The sequence below is a fragment of the Corallococcus exercitus genome (assembly GCF_003611585.1).
In the GTDB taxonomy this organism is placed as follows: Bacteria; Myxococcota; Myxococcia; order Myxococcales; family Myxococcaceae; genus Corallococcus; species Corallococcus exercitus.
This window is the reverse complement of the sequence record NZ_RAVW01000217.1, coordinates 1-16,301: the sequence shown is the minus strand read 5'-3', so window position 1 is coordinate 16,301 and position 16,301 is coordinate 1. Positions and strand designations below refer to the sequence as shown.

15 protein-coding genes are annotated in these 16,301 nt (G+C 69.6%); 14 read left to right on the top strand and 1 reads right to left on the bottom strand.

The window, feature by feature from the left end; genetic code table 11:
- The 5 genes from D7W79_RS24695 to D7W79_RS24675 form a co-directional block, all read left to right on the top strand.
- The coding region (locus D7W79_RS24695; RefSeq protein WP_500681244.1) for a DprA-like winged helix domain-containing protein at nucleotides 1-225 on the top strand (225 nt) is incomplete at its 5' end.
- 23 nt (nucleotides 226-248) lie between these two features.
- Complete coding sequence (gene topA, locus D7W79_RS24690) at nucleotides 249-2,846, top strand: type I DNA topoisomerase (RefSeq protein ID WP_120527852.1); 2,598 nt, start codon at nucleotides 249-251, stop codon at nucleotides 2,844-2,846.
- A 165-nt stretch (nucleotides 2,847-3,011) separates the two neighbouring features.
- Nucleotides 3,012-3,767: a MotA/TolQ/ExbB proton channel family protein gene (locus D7W79_RS24685; RefSeq protein ID WP_120527851.1), complete on the top strand. Its 756-nt coding sequence runs from the start codon at nucleotides 3,012-3,014 to the stop codon at nucleotides 3,765-3,767.
- A 25-nt stretch (nucleotides 3,768-3,792) separates the two neighbouring features.
- Nucleotides 3,793-4,320: an ExbD/TolR family protein gene (locus tag D7W79_RS24680; RefSeq protein WP_120527850.1), complete on the top strand. Its 528-nt coding sequence runs from the start codon at nucleotides 3,793-3,795 to the stop codon at nucleotides 4,318-4,320.
- Nucleotides 4,321-4,322: 2 nt separating this feature from the next.
- Nucleotides 4,323-4,898 (top strand): ExbD/TolR family protein, encoded by a 576-nt coding sequence (locus D7W79_RS24675; protein ID WP_120527849.1) that lies wholly within the window; start codon nucleotides 4,323-4,325, stop codon nucleotides 4,896-4,898.
- Between the two features lie 63 nt (nucleotides 4,899-4,961).
- On the opposite strand, the gene D7W79_RS24670 is transcribed toward D7W79_RS24675, so the two are convergent.
- Complete coding sequence (locus D7W79_RS24670; RefSeq protein ID WP_120527848.1) at nucleotides 4,962-5,354, bottom strand: TraR/DksA family transcriptional regulator; 393 nt, start codon at nucleotides 5,352-5,354, stop codon at nucleotides 4,962-4,964.
- A gap of 231 nt (nucleotides 5,355-5,585) precedes the next feature.
- Here D7W79_RS24670 and trmFO point away from each other — a divergent pair, with 231 nt between their 5' ends.
- The 9 genes from trmFO to D7W79_RS24625 all read left to right on the top strand — a co-directional run.
- Entirely contained in the window at nucleotides 5,586-6,950 is a 1,365-nt protein-coding gene (gene trmFO / locus D7W79_RS24665; RefSeq protein WP_120527847.1) for a methylenetetrahydrofolate--tRNA-(uracil(54)-C(5))-methyltransferase (FADH(2)-oxidizing) TrmFO, read from the top strand.
- On the top strand, nucleotides 6,947-8,569 hold the full coding sequence (locus tag D7W79_RS24660; RefSeq protein ID WP_120527846.1) for an alpha/beta hydrolase: 1,623 nt from the start codon (nucleotides 6,947-6,949) through the stop codon (nucleotides 8,567-8,569). Before trmFO ends, D7W79_RS24660 begins: the two co-directional genes overlap by 4 nt.
- Nucleotides 8,570-8,673: 104 nt before the next feature.
- A complete protein-coding gene (locus D7W79_RS24655) occupies nucleotides 8,674-10,938 on the top strand; it encodes a kinesin (protein ID WP_120527845.1) in 2,265 nt (754 codons plus the stop codon).
- 63 nt (nucleotides 10,939-11,001) lie between these two features.
- Nucleotides 11,002-11,904, top strand: coding sequence for a tyrosine recombinase XerC (locus D7W79_RS24650; protein WP_120527844.1), 903 nt, complete (start codon nucleotides 11,002-11,004; stop codon nucleotides 11,902-11,904).
- A 12-nt stretch (nucleotides 11,905-11,916) separates the two neighbouring features.
- Nucleotides 11,917-12,306: a DUF1801 domain-containing protein gene (locus D7W79_RS24645; protein ID WP_244221942.1), complete on the top strand. Its 390-nt coding sequence runs from the start codon at nucleotides 11,917-11,919 to the stop codon at nucleotides 12,304-12,306.
- A gap of 80 nt (nucleotides 12,307-12,386) precedes the next feature.
- Nucleotides 12,387-12,914 carry an ATP-dependent protease subunit HslV gene (hslV, locus tag D7W79_RS24640; RefSeq protein ID WP_120527843.1) on the top strand — a complete coding sequence of 176 codons (528 nt, stop codon included), beginning with the start codon at nucleotides 12,387-12,389 and terminating at the stop codon, nucleotides 12,912-12,914.
- A 12-nt stretch (nucleotides 12,915-12,926) separates the two neighbouring features.
- Nucleotides 12,927-14,324, top strand: coding sequence for an ATP-dependent protease ATPase subunit HslU (gene hslU / locus D7W79_RS24635; RefSeq protein ID WP_120527842.1), 1,398 nt, complete (start codon nucleotides 12,927-12,929; stop codon nucleotides 14,322-14,324).
- A gap of 58 nt (nucleotides 14,325-14,382) precedes the next feature.
- Nucleotides 14,383-15,612 carry an aspartate aminotransferase family protein gene (locus tag D7W79_RS24630; RefSeq protein ID WP_120527841.1) on the top strand — a complete coding sequence of 410 codons (1,230 nt, stop codon included), beginning with the start codon at nucleotides 14,383-14,385 and terminating at the stop codon, nucleotides 15,610-15,612.
- A gap of 92 nt (nucleotides 15,613-15,704) precedes the next feature.
- Nucleotides 15,705-16,301, top strand: a 597-nt coding sequence (locus D7W79_RS24625) for a J domain-containing protein (protein ID WP_147442038.1), incomplete at its 3' end; no start/stop codon positions are given.

Here is a 16,301-nt window from a genome sequence, read left to right as displayed (position 1 = left end):
CACCCGGTCCGTGCGGTGCCGGCGGGGCGGGATGCAGGGTGGTGGGAGGCGCTGTCGGTGGAAGCGCGCGGGGCCTACGGGCTGTTGGACCGGGTCCCCCGTTCGTTCGACGAGGTGCTCGCCGCAAGCCCGCTGTCGCCCGCGGCGCTCACGAGCGCCCTGGTGGAGTTGGAATTGTCGGGGCTGGTGGTCCAGCACCCGGGTAAACGGTACGAGAAGGTCTAGAGGCAGTTCGAGGTAGGAGAGACATGGCCACGCGGAAGAAGACACAGGCGGCGCAGACGGAGGCGGCGGCGGGGGAGGAGACGCCCAAGAAGGCGGCCGCGAAGAAGCCGGCGGCCAAGAAGGCGGCCAAGAAGAAGACGGCGGCGAAGAAGGTCACCGCGAAGAAGAAGACCGCCGCCCGCCGCCGTGGCGCGGATGGCGACGAACTGCCCACCGTGGACGCGGACGCGGAGGCCGAAGAAGAAGTGCCCGAGCGCCGTGGCAAGGGCCCGCACTACCTGGTCGTGGTGGAGTCTCCCGCCAAGGCCAAGACCATCAAGAAGTACCTGGGCACCGGCTACACGGTGAAGGCGTCCGTGGGGCACGTGAAGGATCTGCCCAAGAGCAAGATTGGCGTCGACGTGGAGGACGACTTCAAGCCCGAGTACACGGTCATCAAGGGCAAGGAGAAGGTCCTCAACGAGCTGAAGAAGATGGCCAAGACGGTGGACCGCGTCTTCCTGGCGACGGACCCCGACCGCGAGGGCGAGGCCATCGCCTGGCACATCAAGGAGGAGCTGGGCCACCCGGACTCGCTCCGCGTGACCTTCAACGAGATCACCAAGCGCGCCGTGCAGGACGCCATCGCGCAGCCGCGTGAGCTCAACCAGGACAACTACGACTCGCAGCAGACCCGGCGCATCCTCGACCGGCTCGTCGGCTATCAAATCTCGCCGCTGCTCTGGAAGAAGATCCGCCGCGGCCTGTCCGCCGGCCGCGTGCAGTCCGTCGCGGTGCGCCTGATTGTGGAGCGCGAGGCGGAGATCAAGGCCTTCCAGCCCGAGGAGTACTGGACGCTGGACGCGCTGGTGCAGGGTCCGCAGGGGCCGCCGCCCTTCAAGGCGAAGCTGTCCCGCGTGGACGGCAAGAAGGTGGAGCTCAAGGACCGCGCCACCACGGACGGGCTCGTCGCGGAGCTGAAGGACGCCCCCTTCACCGTGACGAAGGTGGACCGCAAGGAGCGCCGGCGCAACGCGCCCGCGCCCTTCATCACCTCCAAGCTCCAGCAGGAGGCGGCGAACCGGCTGCACTTCACCGCCAAGAAGACGATGACGCTGGCGCAGAAGCTGTACGAAGGCGTGCCGCTGGGTGAGGAGGGCCAGACGGCGCTCATCACGTACATGCGCACGGACTCCACGCGTCTGTCCGACGATGCCGTGACGCAGGTGCGCGAGTTCATTGGCCAGAAGTACGGCGCGGACTACCTGCCGCCGGAGCCCATGGTCTACAAGAGCCGCAAGAGCGCCCAGGACGCGCACGAGGCCATCCGCCCCACGTCCCTGGAGTACCCGCCCGAGCGCGTGCGTCCCTTCTTCGACGCCATGGACGAGCTGGACATGTTCCGGCTCTACGAGCTCATCTGGAACCGCTTCGTCGCGTGCCAGATGAAGCCCGCCGTGTATGACCAGACCGCCGCGGACATCACCGCGGGCCGCGCCACCTTCCGCGCGTCCGGCAGCACCCTGAAGTTCCCCGGCTACCTGGGCGTCTACGGCGCCGGCCTCACGCCGGAAGAGGAGTCCGAGCGCGACAAGGCCAAGGCCGCCGGTGAAGAGGGCGCCGAGGACGTGGTGGGCGAACTGCCCCCGCTCAACGAGGGCGAGGTCCTCACGCTGGACAAGCTGCTCAACGAGCAGCACTTCACCCAGCCGCCCCCGCGCTTCAGCGAGGCCACGCTGGTGAAGGAGCTGGAGGAGCGCGGCATCGGGCGTCCGTCCACGTACGCGGCCATCCTCTCCAACATCCAGGACAAGAAGTACGTGGAGAAGCTGGAGAGCCGCTTCCGTCCCACGGACCTGGGCCAGATGACCAACGAGCTCCTGGTGAAGCACTTCCCCCATGAGCTGGACGTGTCGTTCACGGCCAGCATGGAAGAGAAGCTGGACCAGATCTCCGACGGCGGCGCGTCCTGGAAGACGGTGCTGCACGACTTCTACGGGCCCTTCAAGGAGACCCTGGAGAAGGCCGAAGCGGAGATGCGCGACGTCAAGCGCGAGGAGATCAAGACCGACATCGCCTGCGAGAAGTGCGGCAACCCGTTCGTCATCAAGTTCGGGAAGATGGGCCACTTCCTCGCGTGCTCGAACTACCCCGACTGCAAGAACACCAAGGACTTCAAGCGGGACGCGGAGGGGAAGATCGTCATCGTGGAGGAGGAGACCACGGACGAGAAGTGCGAGAAGTGCGGCAAGCCCATGGTGATCAAGCGCGGCCGCTTCGGGCGCTTCATGGCGTGCTCGGGCTACCCGGACTGCAAGACGTCCAAGCCCATCTCCATCGGCGTCAACTGCCCGGAGTGCAAGGTGGGCTACCTCACCGAGCGCCGCAGCGGACGCGGGAAGATCTTCTTCGGCTGCAACCGGTATCCGGAGTGCAAGTTCGCCGCGTGGGACCGGCCGCTCGCGGAGCAGTGCCCGCAGTGCGCGTCGCCCTACCTCCTGCAGAAGTTCTCCAAGCGGGACGGCGCCTACATCGCCTGCCCGAACAAGGAATGCGACTACCGCCGCGAGGTGGTGGAGCCAGCCATTCCGGGGGCTTCCGTGGAGGCCGCGCCTGCTCCCACGCCCACCGTGGAAGCTTGAGCGCAAAAGCCCAGTCATTCCAGGGGGGTACGCTCGGCCCCCTGGCTTGACACCCTCGCGGGCGAAGCCCTAGAAGTCCGGATTGCTCCTGGCCCGTGATCGCAGCCTCCTGCCCGTTTAGCGGCAGGGGTGCGCGCGGGGGGCAGCGAAAGGACGCGATCCGCGATGATTCCCTCTGTCAGTGAGTTGCTGCGCGTGGTGGTGGCCGAGGCCGCCCCCGCCGCGGCGGGCCATGCTTCTTCCGGAGGCCTGGGGGACTTCATCGTCGGCGCGTTCAAGGCCGGCGGCCCGTTCATGTTCGTGAACCTGTTCTGGCTGGCCGCCTCGCTGGCCGTCATCGGCGAGCGCGCGGTGACGCTGCTCTACCGCTACCGCCTGAACGCGACGGCGTTCATCGAGCAGGTCCACAAGATGGTCCGCGGCGGCAACCTGGACCGCGCGGTGAAGTTCTGCGGCATGGCGCCGCGCTCGCCCCTGGCCCGCGTCATCCGCGCGGGGCTCATCAACGCGAACCGGGGTGAGCTGGAAGTGGCCAAGGCGGTGGAGGAGGCGCTGGCGGAGTACACGCCTCACGTCTCGCGCCGCGTGCAGTGGCTGTGGTCGCTCGCGAACATCGCGACGCTGGTGGGCCTCGTGGGCACCATCGTGGGCCTCATCGGCACCTTCCGCGCGCTGGGCAACGTGCCGGCGGAGCAGAAGCAGGCGCTGCTCTCCAACGGCATCTCGGAGGCCATGTACAACACGGGCTTCGGCCTCTCCATCGCGGTGCTCTGCATCGTGGCGCACCTGTTCTTCAGCAACTACGCCAAGAACATGGTGGAGCTGGTGGAGCTCAACGCGCTGAAGCTGGAGAACCTGCTGTCGCGCCGGGGCTCGCTGGAAGTCGTCCCCGCGGACTCCGACGTCCGCGCCGCGTCGTAAGCCGCAGCACGGCACCGGACACGCCATGGCGTTCCACTACTCGCGCCGCAAGCTGAAGCCGAGGGAAGAGGAAGAGGGGGGCGAGCTGAACATCGTCCCGTACCTCGACATCCTCATGAACCTCATCATCTTCATGCTGCTGTCCATCACGGGGCTCACCGCCTTTGGCGCCCTCAACGTGAACGCGCCCAGCTATGGCGCCACGGCGGGCGTGGGGCAGGGGGACGCGGACGCGCCCAAGCTGAACCTGTCCGTGCTCATCTCCCACAAGGGGCTCTTCGTGCGGGGCAACAGCCCGGAGGCCGCGCCCGCGGAGGGTGGGGCGCCCACGGTGCCGCTGCGCGCGGACGGCACGCACGACTTCGCGGCGCTCACCGCGCGGATGGTGAAGCTCAAGGCCGCCTTCCCGCAGGAGACGAAGGTCATCGTCGCGGCGGATCCGGACATCCCCTACGAGGCGCTGATCCAGACGATGGACGCCCTGCGTGAGACGGCGGGCACCGCCGCCGAGCGCAAGCTGCTCTTCCCCGACGTCACCCTGGGCGTCCTCTAGCCATGTCCGAATCCGCGCCCCTGTCCGCCGAAGAAGCCGAGCAGCTCGCGCGCATGCGCTACCGCCGGGCCCTCACGCGCAAGAAGCGCAAGGAGCGCGAGGCCGCCAGCGAGGTGAAGGAACTCAACATCACCGCGATGATGGACATGATGACCATCATCCTGGTGTTCCTGCTGAAGTCCTTCGCGTCGTCCTCCGCGGCCATCACCGCGTCGGAGGACGTCCGGCCGCCGGTGTCCTCCACGCGCGCCACGCCCAAGGACACGGTGGCCATCACCATCACCCCCAAGAACATCCTGGTGGGGGACCGTGAAGTGGTGCGGCTGAAGGACGGCCGCATCCCGGAGGCCCAGCTGCAGGGGCGCCTGGTGATGGGGCTGGATGCGCAGCTGAAGAAGGAAGTGCAGAAGCTCAAGTTCATCGCGGACCGCAATCCGGCGGCCCCGTTCACCCACGAGCTGTCGGTCATCGCGGACAAGATGGTCCCGTACGACCTGCTGCTCACGGTGCTCTACACGGCGGGCGAGAACGAGCTGCAGAACTATCGCTTCATCGTGCTCCAGCGCGACAGCGAGTAGCCGCCGGACGCACGACTCCCCCGGCGCGGGATGGACGCACGGGGGAGCGCTTGAACGGCTTGGCTAGAGGGACAGGCTGCCCGTGTGGCGCGCGGCCTCTCGCGTCTCCTGCTCGTGCAGGGCGGCGTCCTCCTCACAGCGGATGGCGAAGGGCATGGCCTCCAGCCGATCCAGCGAGATTTCGTTGCCGCAGTCCACGCACTCGCCGAACACGTCGTTGTCCATGCGGCTCAGCGCGGCGTCGATGAGCATGATCTCCCGGCGCTGCGCTTCAATCAGCGTGGACAGCGTGTAGTCCGCCAGCTCCGCCTGCGCCTGCTCCTCGTACTCCGGATCCCGCTCCTGATCCTTCAGCGCGGCCAGCTCGCGGCGGGCGCCCGCCTGGGCGGTCTCGGTCGTCCTGCGGCGCTCCTGCAGCAGGCTGCGGATCTTCAGCAAGTCGTTGGCTCGGCTCATGGCTGCGACACTCCCATCCCAGATTCGCGGTTGAAGGGCGCTCGCCCGGACGCTTCCTCGTCCCGAGCGAAGACCGCGAGAAACCTAGGGTTGGATCCCAGGTGGGGAAACCTCGCCTCCCATTCCGCACGCATGGTGGGACGCAGGGCAGGCGGGCGGACGTGAAAGGGCGTGGCCTCTCTGCTAACAGGGCCCTTTGGGCACCCGGTACGAGGGGGCCCGGAGGCATGCATGTCGGACGTGAAGCAGCAGCGGGTGACGGTGATTGGCGGCGGCCTGGCGGGGACGGAGTGCGCGTACCAGCTGGCGCGGCGCGGTGTGCCGGTGGTGCTGCGGGAGATGAAGCCGCACAAGCGCTCCCCCGCGCACAAGTCGGACACGCTCGCGGAGCTGGTGTGCAGCAACTCGCTGCGCTCGGACAACCCGGAGAGCGCCATTGGCCTCTTGCACGCGGAACTGCGCGCGCTGGGCTCGCTGGTGCTCTCCAGCGCGGACCTGCACCGCGTGCCCGCGGGCGACGCGCTGGCGGTGGAGCGCGAGGGCTTCTCGCGCGAAATCACGACGCGGCTGGTGTCCGGCGCGGGCGTGGAGCTGGTGGGCGGTGAGGTGGAGCGGTTGCCGGAGGACGGCGTGGTGGTGGTGGCGACGGGGCCGCTGACGTCGGAGGCGCTCACGGCGGACCTGGAGCGCCACGTGGGCACGAAGCTCTACTTCTACGACTCCATCGCGCCCATCCTGTCCGGGGACTCCATCGACCTGGACATCGCCTTCCGCCAGAGCCGCTACGGCAAGGGCGGCGGGGATGACTACCTCAACCTGCCCATGACGAAGGACGAGTACTACCGCTTCGTCAACGAGGTGAAGGCGGGCCAGAAGGTGGTGCCGCACAGCTTCGAGGAACCGAAATACTTCGAAGGGTGTCTGCCCATCGAGGTGATGGCGGAGCGCGGAGACGACACGCTGGCCTTCGGGCCCATGAAGCCGGTGGGGCTGAAGGACCCTCGCACGGGGACGGACCCCTACGCGGTGGTGCAGCTGCGCATGGAGGACCGGGCGGGCACGGCCTGGAACATGGTGGGCTTCCAGACGCGTCTGACGTGGGGTGAACAGAAGCGCATCTTCAGCACGTGCATCCCGGGGCTCCAGAATGCGGAGTTCCTGCGGATGGGGCAGATCCACCGCAACACGTTCATCGACTCGCCCCGCCTGCTGGCGGAGGACCTGTCGTTGAAGACGGAGCGGCGGGTGTTCTTCGCGGGACAGGTGACGGGCGTGGAGGGCTACGTGGAGAGCGCGGCGTGCGGCTACATGGTGGCGCTGGCGGTGCACGCGCGGCTGACGGGCACCCCGTTCGTGCCGCCCCCGGCGACGACGGCGCTGGGCTCGCTGTACCGGCACCTCACCGGGGAAGCGCACCCGCCGGATCATCCGCACCAGCCCACCAACGTCATCTACGGCCTGTTCCCGCCCCTGTCGGGGCGGATGAAGAAGGCGGACAAGCGCGCGGCCTACTCGGCGCGGGCGAAGCAGGACCTGGCGGCCTGGCTGCCACTCGCGGGCGTTGTCGCCCAGACGGAAGGACAGACGAGCGCATGAAGCGATCTGGGATGGTGGGCCTGGTGGCCCTGCTGGCGTTGTCGGGGTGCAAGAAGGGCGAGGACAACAACGCGCCGCCCTCCCAGCGCAGCGCCGCGCAGGGCGACACGGTCCGCAGCGCGGCGAAGGGCACCGCGGTGGTGGGCGGGCAGGGGCAGTTGCTCGCGCCGGGCCGCGCGGCGGACCTGCGCCTTTCTCCGGACGGGCAGTACGCCACGTTCCTGCTCAACGGGCAGAAGCCCCGGCTGGACGGCATCCCGCCGCAGATGCTGGTGGGGTCGCTGCACGTCGTTCCGGTGGCGGGCGGCAAGGCGCGCGCGCTGGGCGACGGCGTGACGAACGTGCCGGGCAGCCTGCTGTTCTCCCAGGACTCGAAGCACCTCTTGTACGTGACGGGCTACAACCCGGCCTCGCAGTCCGGCGAGCTGAACGTGCTGTCGCTCGCGGACGCGGCGGCGGAGCCGGTGAAGCTGGGCACGGCGGTGAGCTACCTGCTGCCGTCGCCGGACGGGGTGCACGTGGCCTTCGTGGACGCGGGCACGCTGAAGCTGGGCAAGCTGCCGCAGGGGCCGTTCCAGGACGTGGCGGGCGAGGTGAGCACCGCGCAGTTCACGCCGGACGGCAAGACGCTGCTCTTCAAGCGCCGGCTGTCGGCGGCGGGCGGGCTGGCGGCGGTGACGGTGGGCGCCAACGAGCCGCCGCGCAAGCTGGCGGATCAGGTGGGCGACTACCAGGTGTCCTCCGACGGCAAGCACGTGGCCTACCAGGTGCGCAGCGAGGCCGTGCGCGGGATGTATGACCTGTTCCTCGCGGACGTGCCCGCGCTGAAGGGGACGAAGCTCGCGACCGGCACGAAGACGTTCGGCTTCTCGCCGGACGGCCAGTGGCTGGCGCGCACGGAGAACGGCAAGCCGGAGCAGCTGGGCGACCTGTACGTGGGCCCGGCGTCCGGAGGCGCGGGGCGCAAGGTGGGCGAGGCCGTGGAGGAGATGGCTTTCGCGCCGGACTCCAAGGCGGTGGCCTTCCTGGAGAAGTACGACCAGCCGTCGCGCGCGGGCTTCCTGGGCGTGGCGTCGCTGCCGGATGGCGCGCCCAAGCGCGTGGGGGACCGGGTGCCCAACTTCGTGTGGGGCTCGGACAGCCGCTACGTGGCGTTCCTGTCGCGCTTCGTGAAGCCGGTGTTCTCCGTGGACCTGATGCTGTACGTGCTGGGCCAGGAGAAGGCGGAGAAGGTGCAGCCGGGCGTGTTCGGCTACGGCTTCGCGCCGAACAACACCGCGGTGGTGTTCCGCACCAACTGCATCCGCAACGGCCGCGCGTGTGACTTCAAGGCCGTGGACCTGGGTGAGAAGCAGGCCGAGGCGAAGACGTGGCTGCAGGGCATCTTCAGCTACAAGATCTCCGAGGACGGGGCTCGCGTGCTCGCGACGTACGCGCGCATGGACTCGGACACCTACGACGTGGCCGTCTACGACGTGAAGTCGGGGGCGCGGAAGACGCTCGACCAGGGCGTCCAGGTGCCGGTGTACTTCGCGGGCAAGGACGACGCGCGGGCCGTCTACATCATCAGCCAGGGGCAGAACCCCGGCGTGTACAGCGCCGTCGCCGCAGCGCAGTAGCGGTTGACCCAGGGACGGGAGGGCCGCCAGGGCCTTCCTTCCCGGGAGGGGCGGGACGTTGAGGCGTGCACACCCGGACGGGGTGTGCTGTCTTCGCGCGCCGAATGGCACAGCTCGTCTATCGCCGCTACGGCGGCTCGCTCCAGGTCGACATCCCCGACTTCAACACCCTCACCGAGGCGGTGAGGATTCCCGCGACGCAGTGGATGGCGCTCGCGTGCCCCATGGAAGGCATCGCGTGTGATCCGCGCTTCCTCGCGCTGATGGACGCGGACGGCAACCGCCGCATCCGGGTGGAGGAGTTGCGCGCCGCGGTGGACTGGACGGCGGCGCGGCTGAAGGACCGCAAGGGCGCGGACGAGGGCAGCGACGTGCTGGAGCTGTCCGCGCTCTCCGACACCGCGAACAACCTCAAGGGCGCGGCGGAGCTGGTGCTGCGCACGCTCAACGCGCCGGACACCACGCGCCTGTCGCTGGAGCAACTGCGCACCAGCGACAAGGCGCTGCGCGACGCGGGCAAGAACGGCGACGGCATCATCGCGCCGGTGTCCCTGCCGGAGCGGCTGCGGCCCCTGGCCCAGTCCATCATCGCGGCCTTCCCGCCGCTGACGAACCGCGCGGGCCTGGCGGGCGTGGACGTGGGCCTGGTGAAGCGCTTCCGCGAGGAGCGCGCGGCGCTGCTCACGCACCTGGGCGGCCGGGACGCGGTGTTCTCCTGGGGCACGGCGAGCCTGGAGCAGGCGAAGCGCGTCCACGACGTGGCGCCGCTTTTGGATGGCTACTTCGTGCAGTGCCGGCTGGTGGCCGCGCAGCCGGAGGCCGCCGCCAGCCTGCGCCTGCGCGCGGACCGCGTGGAGGGCGCGCTGGGCGACCTGGGCGCCATGGGCAAGGCCGCGAACGAGCTGCCCATCGCGCCGCCGGACCCCTCTGGCGTGCTGGTGTGGGCGCGGCTGTATCGCGGCGCCGGCTACGAGAAGCTGGAGGCTTTCCATCAGGAGGTCGCGACGCCGCTGCTGGGCGACGGCGTGAAGCTGACGGACACGGCCTGGCGCGAGCTGTCCGCGAAGGCGGAGGCCATCCTCGGCTGGCAGGCGAAGCGCGACGCGAGCGCGCTGCACGCGGTGGCGGACACGCTGGGAACGGTGTCGGACGAGGACCTGGACGCCATCGAGGCCGTGAGCCGCGAGGACCTGTCGCTCAAGCCCACGCTGGACGTCATCGCTGAGTTGGAGCGGCTGGTGCTGTACCAGCGCTGGCTGCTGCTGTTCTCCAACAACTTCATCAGCATGCCCAACCTGTACCTGCCCAAGCGGCGGGCGCTGATGGAGAAGGGCACGCTCATCCTGGGCGGGCGCAAGTACACGCTGTCCGTGCTGGTGACGGACCGCCCTGCGCACGCGGCGCTGACGGGGCAGGGGACCACCTGCATCCTCTACGTGAAGGTGATGCCCCGGGACGCGACGGATGCCTACGAGGTAGCGGTGCCCGTCACCGCCGGCCGCAGCACGGAGCTTGTCGTGGGCAAGCGCGGCGTATTCTACGACGTGGACGGCAAGGAATCCGACGCCATCGTCACGCAGATCGTCCGCCAGCCCGTGTCGCTCTGGGAGTCGATGACGATGCCGTTCATGCGCATCGGCGCGTTCATCACCAGCAAGGTGGAGGGGCTGGCCGCTTCCGGTGAGAAGGACTTCGATGCCTCGCTGGAGTCCGGCTACAAGCAGACGGTGACCGCGCCTCCGCCCCCGGCGGCTCCGGCGGCCGCGGCCCCCGCGGCAGCTCCGGCGGGCGGTGGCATCGCGGGCGTGCTCGCGGCGGGCGGCATCGCGTTCGCGGCGCTGGGCTCCTCGCTGGCGTTCATCCTCACGCAGGTGAAGTCGCTCACGCTGGTGGACGTCATCACCGCCGCGACCATCCTGGCCATCGTGGTGATGGCGCCCGCGGGGTTGCTCGGGTGGATGAAGCTGCGCCGGCGCAACCTGGCGCTGCTCCTGGAGGGCTCCGGCTGGGCGCTCAACGACCGGCTGATGCTCACCCGGGGCGTGGCGACGCTCATCACCCGCAAGCCGAAGCTGCCCAAGGGCGCGCGCGTGGACCGCGCGGACCTGGTGCGCGGGGCGCTGCGCCACACGCAGGACGACGACGAGAGCGACGGCATGTCGCTGGGGGCCCGCCTTGGCCTCACGCTGCTCATCCTCTTCGTGCTGGGCTGGCAGGTGCGCGTGCCCGTCACGGAGTGGCTGTGCACGTACCACTGGCTGTCCGAGGACGCCTGCCGCGTGCTCCTGCCCAAGCTGGTGCCCACGGAGCTTCCGGCGGGGGCCATTCCCGTGGTGCCCGTCACGCCCGCTCCGGCGCCCGCGAAGTAGGGCGGGCTCGCGGAGCGACGCGAATCTTGCGAGGCTCGGGGAGGCCCCTAGGCTTCCCCGACCATGTCGACCCTGTCCCCGCTGCTGCAGCAGTTCAAGGACCACCTCGAAGGCGAGAAGGGCGCGTCGCCTCACACGGTGCGCAACTACCTCATCGACCTGGTGGACTATGAGCGCTACCTCGTGGAGCGGATGAAGCTGTCGCTGCTCGCGGGCTCGCACGCGGCCATCCGCGGCTACCTGGGCACGCTCAGCGTGGACCACGCGCCCTCTAGCCGCGCGCGGCGGCTGGCGAGCATCAAGTCGTTCTACAAGTACCTCGTGAGGCAGAAGCTCCTGTCCGCCAGCCCCGCCAAGCTGGTGAAGAGCCCCAAGCTGCCGAAGTCGCTGCCCAAGGTGCTGCCGGTGGAGGAGGTCTTCGCCATCCTCGACATGCCGGACGTGAGCACGGTGCTGGGGCTTCGCGACAAGGCCATCCTGGAGATGCTGTACGGCGGCGGCCTGCGTATCAGCGAGCTGTGCGGCCTGGACCTGCTGGGCGTGGAGCGCAGCAGCCGCATCGTCCGGGTGATGGGCAAGGGCAGCAAGGAGCGGCTGGTGCCGCTCAACGCGAAGGCCATCCAGTCCCTGGAGGCGTACCTGAAGCGGCGCGGCGAGCTGCTGGCCACGGTGCACGACGGGCAGGACCCGGACGCGCTGTTCCTCAACTTCCGCGGCGGGCGCCTCACTCCCCGGAGCATCGCGCGGCACCTGGACGCGTACGTGCTCAAGCTGGCCCTGGCGCGCAAGGTGAGCCCGCACGCGATGCGCCACTCGTTCGCCACGCACCTGCTGGGCGGCGGCGCGGACATCCGCAGCATCCAGGAGCTGCTGGGCCACGCGAGCCTGTCCACCACGCAGAAGTACACCCACGTGACCTTCGAACAGCTGCAAGAGGTCTACGACGCCGCGCACCCGCGCGCGTGACGAAGGCAGGACATGGCGAACCGCGCTGACGAAGTCGAACAGTTCATGGCGGAGCTCGAACACCCGCTGAAGGCGGAGATCGAAGCCGTGCGCGCGGCCATCCTGGCCTCCGACGCCAGCATCACCGAGCGCATCAAGTGGAAGGCCCCCAGCTTCGTCCACTCCGGCGACGACCGCGCCACGTTCCGCCTGGCCCCCAAGGGCATCTTCCAGGTCATCCTCCACCGGGGCGCGAAGGTGAAGGACACGCAGGGCTTCGCCTTCGAGGACGACTCGGGGCTCGTGGAATGGCTGGCGCCGGACCGGGGCGTCGTGACGCTGCCGGACGCGAAGACGGTGAAGGCGAAGAAGGCCGCCCTGGTGAAGCTGGTGGGCCGCTGGATGAAGGCGACCGCGACCTGAGCGCGTCCCCAGGGTGAGGGAGCGGACAGCCAGGCCGTTTTTACGGGTCGGGGGCGGGCGGTCTTGTTAAACCCCCGGTCATGTTCCACGGCACCACCATCCTCTGCGTCCGCCGCGAAGGGAAGGTCGTCATCGCGGGCGACGGTCAGGTCAGTCTCGACAAGACCATCATGAAGAACACGGCGCGCAAGGTGCGCCGCATCGGCGACGGCCAGGTCATCGCCGGCTTCGCGGGCAGCACCGCGGACGCGTTCACGCTCTTCGAGCGCTTCGAGGCCAAGTTCAAGGAGCACCAGAAGAACCTGGCCCGCGCGTGCGTGGAGCTGGGCAAGGACTGGCGCACCGACCGCTTCCTCCGCCGCCTGGAGGCGCTGCTCATCGTCGCGGACAAGGAGAAGACCTTCATCCTCTCCGGCGCGGGCGACATCATCGAACCGGACCACGGCATCGCCGCCGTGGGGTCCGGCGGCCACTACGCGCTGGCCGCGGCACGCGCCCTCCAGGCGCACTCGCAGCTGTCCGCCCGTGACATCTGCACGCAGGCCATGGCCATCGCCGCGGACATCTGCGTCTACACGAACTCCAACGTCACCTACGAAGAGCTCTGAGAGGACCGCCCCGTGGCCGAATCGCGCAAGTTGTCCGCCTTCACGCCTCGCGAGGTCGTCAGCGAGCTGGACCGCTACATCGTCGGGCAGAACGACGCCAAGCGCGCCGTCGCCATCGCGCTGCGCAACCGGTGGCGCCGCCAGCAGGTGCCGGACGACCTGCGGGATGAAATCTACCCGAAGAACATCATCATGATCGGCCCCACCGGCGTGGGGAAGACGGAGATCGCCCGCCGCCTGGCGAAGCTGTCCCAGGCTCCGTTCGTGAAGGTGGAGGCCAGCAAGTTCACGGAAGTGGGCTACGTGGGCCGCGACGTCGAGTCGATGATCCGCGACCTGGTGGAAGCGGCCATCGCGCTCGTGCGCGAGGAGGAGACGGAGAAGGTCAAGCCGCGCGCGGAGGAGCTGGCCGAGGACCGCTTGATGGACCTCATCAAGAACGGCGGACAGGCGCGCACGACGTCGTCGCCGCCGTTCGGCTTCTCGCCCCCGCCCACCTCCGCGCCCTCTCCGCTGGGCGACAGCGAGCGGGAGAAGCTGCGCGCCCAGCTGCGCGCCGGCACGCTGGATGATCAGACCGTGGAGGTGGAGACCAGCGAGAGCTCGCCCACCTTCATGCGCAACTTCAGCGGCCAGGGCATGGAGGAGATCGGCGTCAACCTCCAGGACCTGTTCAAGAACATGCCGGGCATGAAGAACACCCGGAAGCGCAAGCTGCGCGTCCCTGAAGCCTTGAACGTGCTGCGCGCGGAGGAAGCGCAGAAGCTGGTGGACCCGGACCGCGTCCAGCGCGAGGCCGTGGCGCGCGCCGAGTCCAGCGGCATCGTCTTCATCGACGAGATCGACAAGATCGCCAGCCGCGAGGGTGGCAAGGGCGGCGGGGGCCCGGACGTGTCGCGCGAGGGCGTCCAGCGCGACATCCTGCCCATCGTGGAGGGCTCGGCCGTCAACACGAAGTACGGCCAGGTGAAGACGGACCACATGCTCTTCATCGCCGCGGGCGCGTTCCACGTCTCCAAGCCGTCGGACCTCATCCCGGAGCTCCAGGGCCGCTTCCCCATCCGCGTGGAGCTGGAGGCGCTGTCCGGCGACGACCTGGTGCGCATCCTGCGCGAGCCCAAGAACTCGCTCATGCGCCAGTACACCGCCCTGCTCGCCACGGAGGGCGTGCGCCTGTCCTTCACGGACGACGCGGTGGCGGAGATCGCCCGCATCGCCCAGCAGGCCAACGAGCGGACGCAGAACATCGGCGCTCGGCGGCTGCACACCGTGCTGGAGCGCCTGCTGGACGAGGTGTCCTTCACCGCCAGCGAGCTGGGCCCGCGCGACTTCCAGGTGGACGCCGCCTACGTGCGCGAGCGCCTGGGCGCCATCGTCCAGGACGAGGACTTGTCGCGCTACATCCTCTAGCGCGCTAGGGTCCGCCGCGTTGGCCCACCGCGTCCCAAGAAGAGAGAGGTACACCACCTTGTCGCAACCGCCGCCGTCTCCCGCCTCCGCCCCTGGCAACGAACCCCTCATCCAGAAGGCGAAGCAGCACCTGCTGCAGAACTACAAGCAGCAACCCATCGCGCTGGTGCGCGGGCAGGGCACCCGGGTGTGGGACGCGGATGGCAAGGCGTACCTGGACTGCATCGGCGGCATCGCCGTGTGCGCCCTGGGCCACTGCCACCCGGAGGTGGTCGCGGCGGCCAAGGCGCAGCTGGACACGCTGTGGCACGTCTCCAACGCGTTCTACTCGCAGCCGCAGATCGACCTGGCCGAGCAGCTCAGCGACTGGGCCGGGCTGCCGCGCGCGTTCTTCTGCAACTCCGGCGCGGAGGCCAACGAGGCCCTCATCAAGCTGACGCGCAAGGTGATGAAGGACCGGGGCACGCCGGAGCGCTTCGAGATCCTCTCCTTCGAGAAGGGCTTCCACGGCCGCACGCTGGCCACCGTCACCGCCACCGGCCAGCCGAAGTACCACGCAGGCTTCGAGCCGCTGCCCCAGGGCTTCCGGCACCTGCCCTACGGTGACGTGGACACGGTCCGCCGCGCCGTTGGCCCCAATACCGCCGCCATCCTGGTGGAGCCCATCCAGGGCGAGGGCGGCGTGCGCCTGGCGCCCCCGGGCTTCCTCCAGGGCCTGCGCGCCCTCTGTGACGAGCAGGGCCTGCTGCTGCTCGTGGACGAGGTCCAGACGGGCATGGGCCGCACCGGCCAGCCCTTCGGCTTCATGCACCACGGCATCCGGCCGGACGCCATCAGCCTGGCGAAGGCGCTGGGCAACGGGCTGCCCATCGGCGCCATGCTGTGCCGCGAGGAGCTGGCGGTGAGCCTCACCCCGGGCACCCACGGCTCCACCTTCGGCGGCAACCTGGTGTCCGCCGCCGCGGGCAACGTGGTGATGCGGCTGCTGCGCCAGCCCGGCTTCCTGGCGGACGTGCAGGCCAAGGGGGAGCACTTCCTCGCCGGCGCGCGCGCGCTCCAGGCCGCGCTGCCGGAAGGGCGCGTCAAGGCCGTGCGCGGGCTGGGGCTGCTCCTGGGCGTGGAGCTGGACCGGGAGGTCGCCCCCGTCATCGCGAAGCTGCGCGAGGCCGGCCTGCTGGTGAACGCCGCCGGGGACACCACCCTCCGGTTCGCCCCGCCCCTCATCATCTCCCGGAAGGAACTGGACGAAGCGCTGGGCATCCTCCAGCGTGTCCTCTCCACGCTGTAAAAGGGGAGGGGCCCCAGCGACCCGGGAAGTTTGACGCCCTGCTTCCCGGACACCTACACTTGGGGATTCGCCAGCCTGCGGAACGTGACACCTTGAGCGCGCCCAACCCCATCGTCGGCCTGGGGGGCAGGACCGACCACATCGCGACGGTGCCCCACCTGGACCCGGCCCGACTCCAGCTCAGCCCGGAGGAGGGCTCGGTGCTGGCGCTGGTGGGCCGCGTCGAGCGCATTGACGCCGTCCTGTCCCGCTCCTCGCTGGGCGAGGCACGCACCATCGCGGTGCTGCTGTCGCTGCGCGCCAAGGGGGCCATCGTGCCCGCCCGGGTGGTGCAGCGCGCCCCTGCCGCCGCCCCGGTGGTGGATGCCGCCATGGCGGAGGAGGTGGACCTGGATCCCGAGCAGAAGCGCGACATCATCGAGATGGAGCGCTCGCTGGACGGGATGGACCACCACGCGGTGCTGGGCGTGGCCCGGGGCGCCAGCCCCCAGGAGGTGAAGCAGGCCTATTACAACGCCTCCCGCCGCTTCCACCCGGACCGCTACTTCGGCAAGAACCTGGGCAGCTTCCGCGCCCGGCTGGAGCGCATCTTCAAGCGCCTCACCGACGCCCACAACGCCCTCAGCCGCCAGGAGCCGCCACGCGCTCCGGCCGCCGCGCCCCCGGCCCCGGCCGCGCGCGCCCCAGCC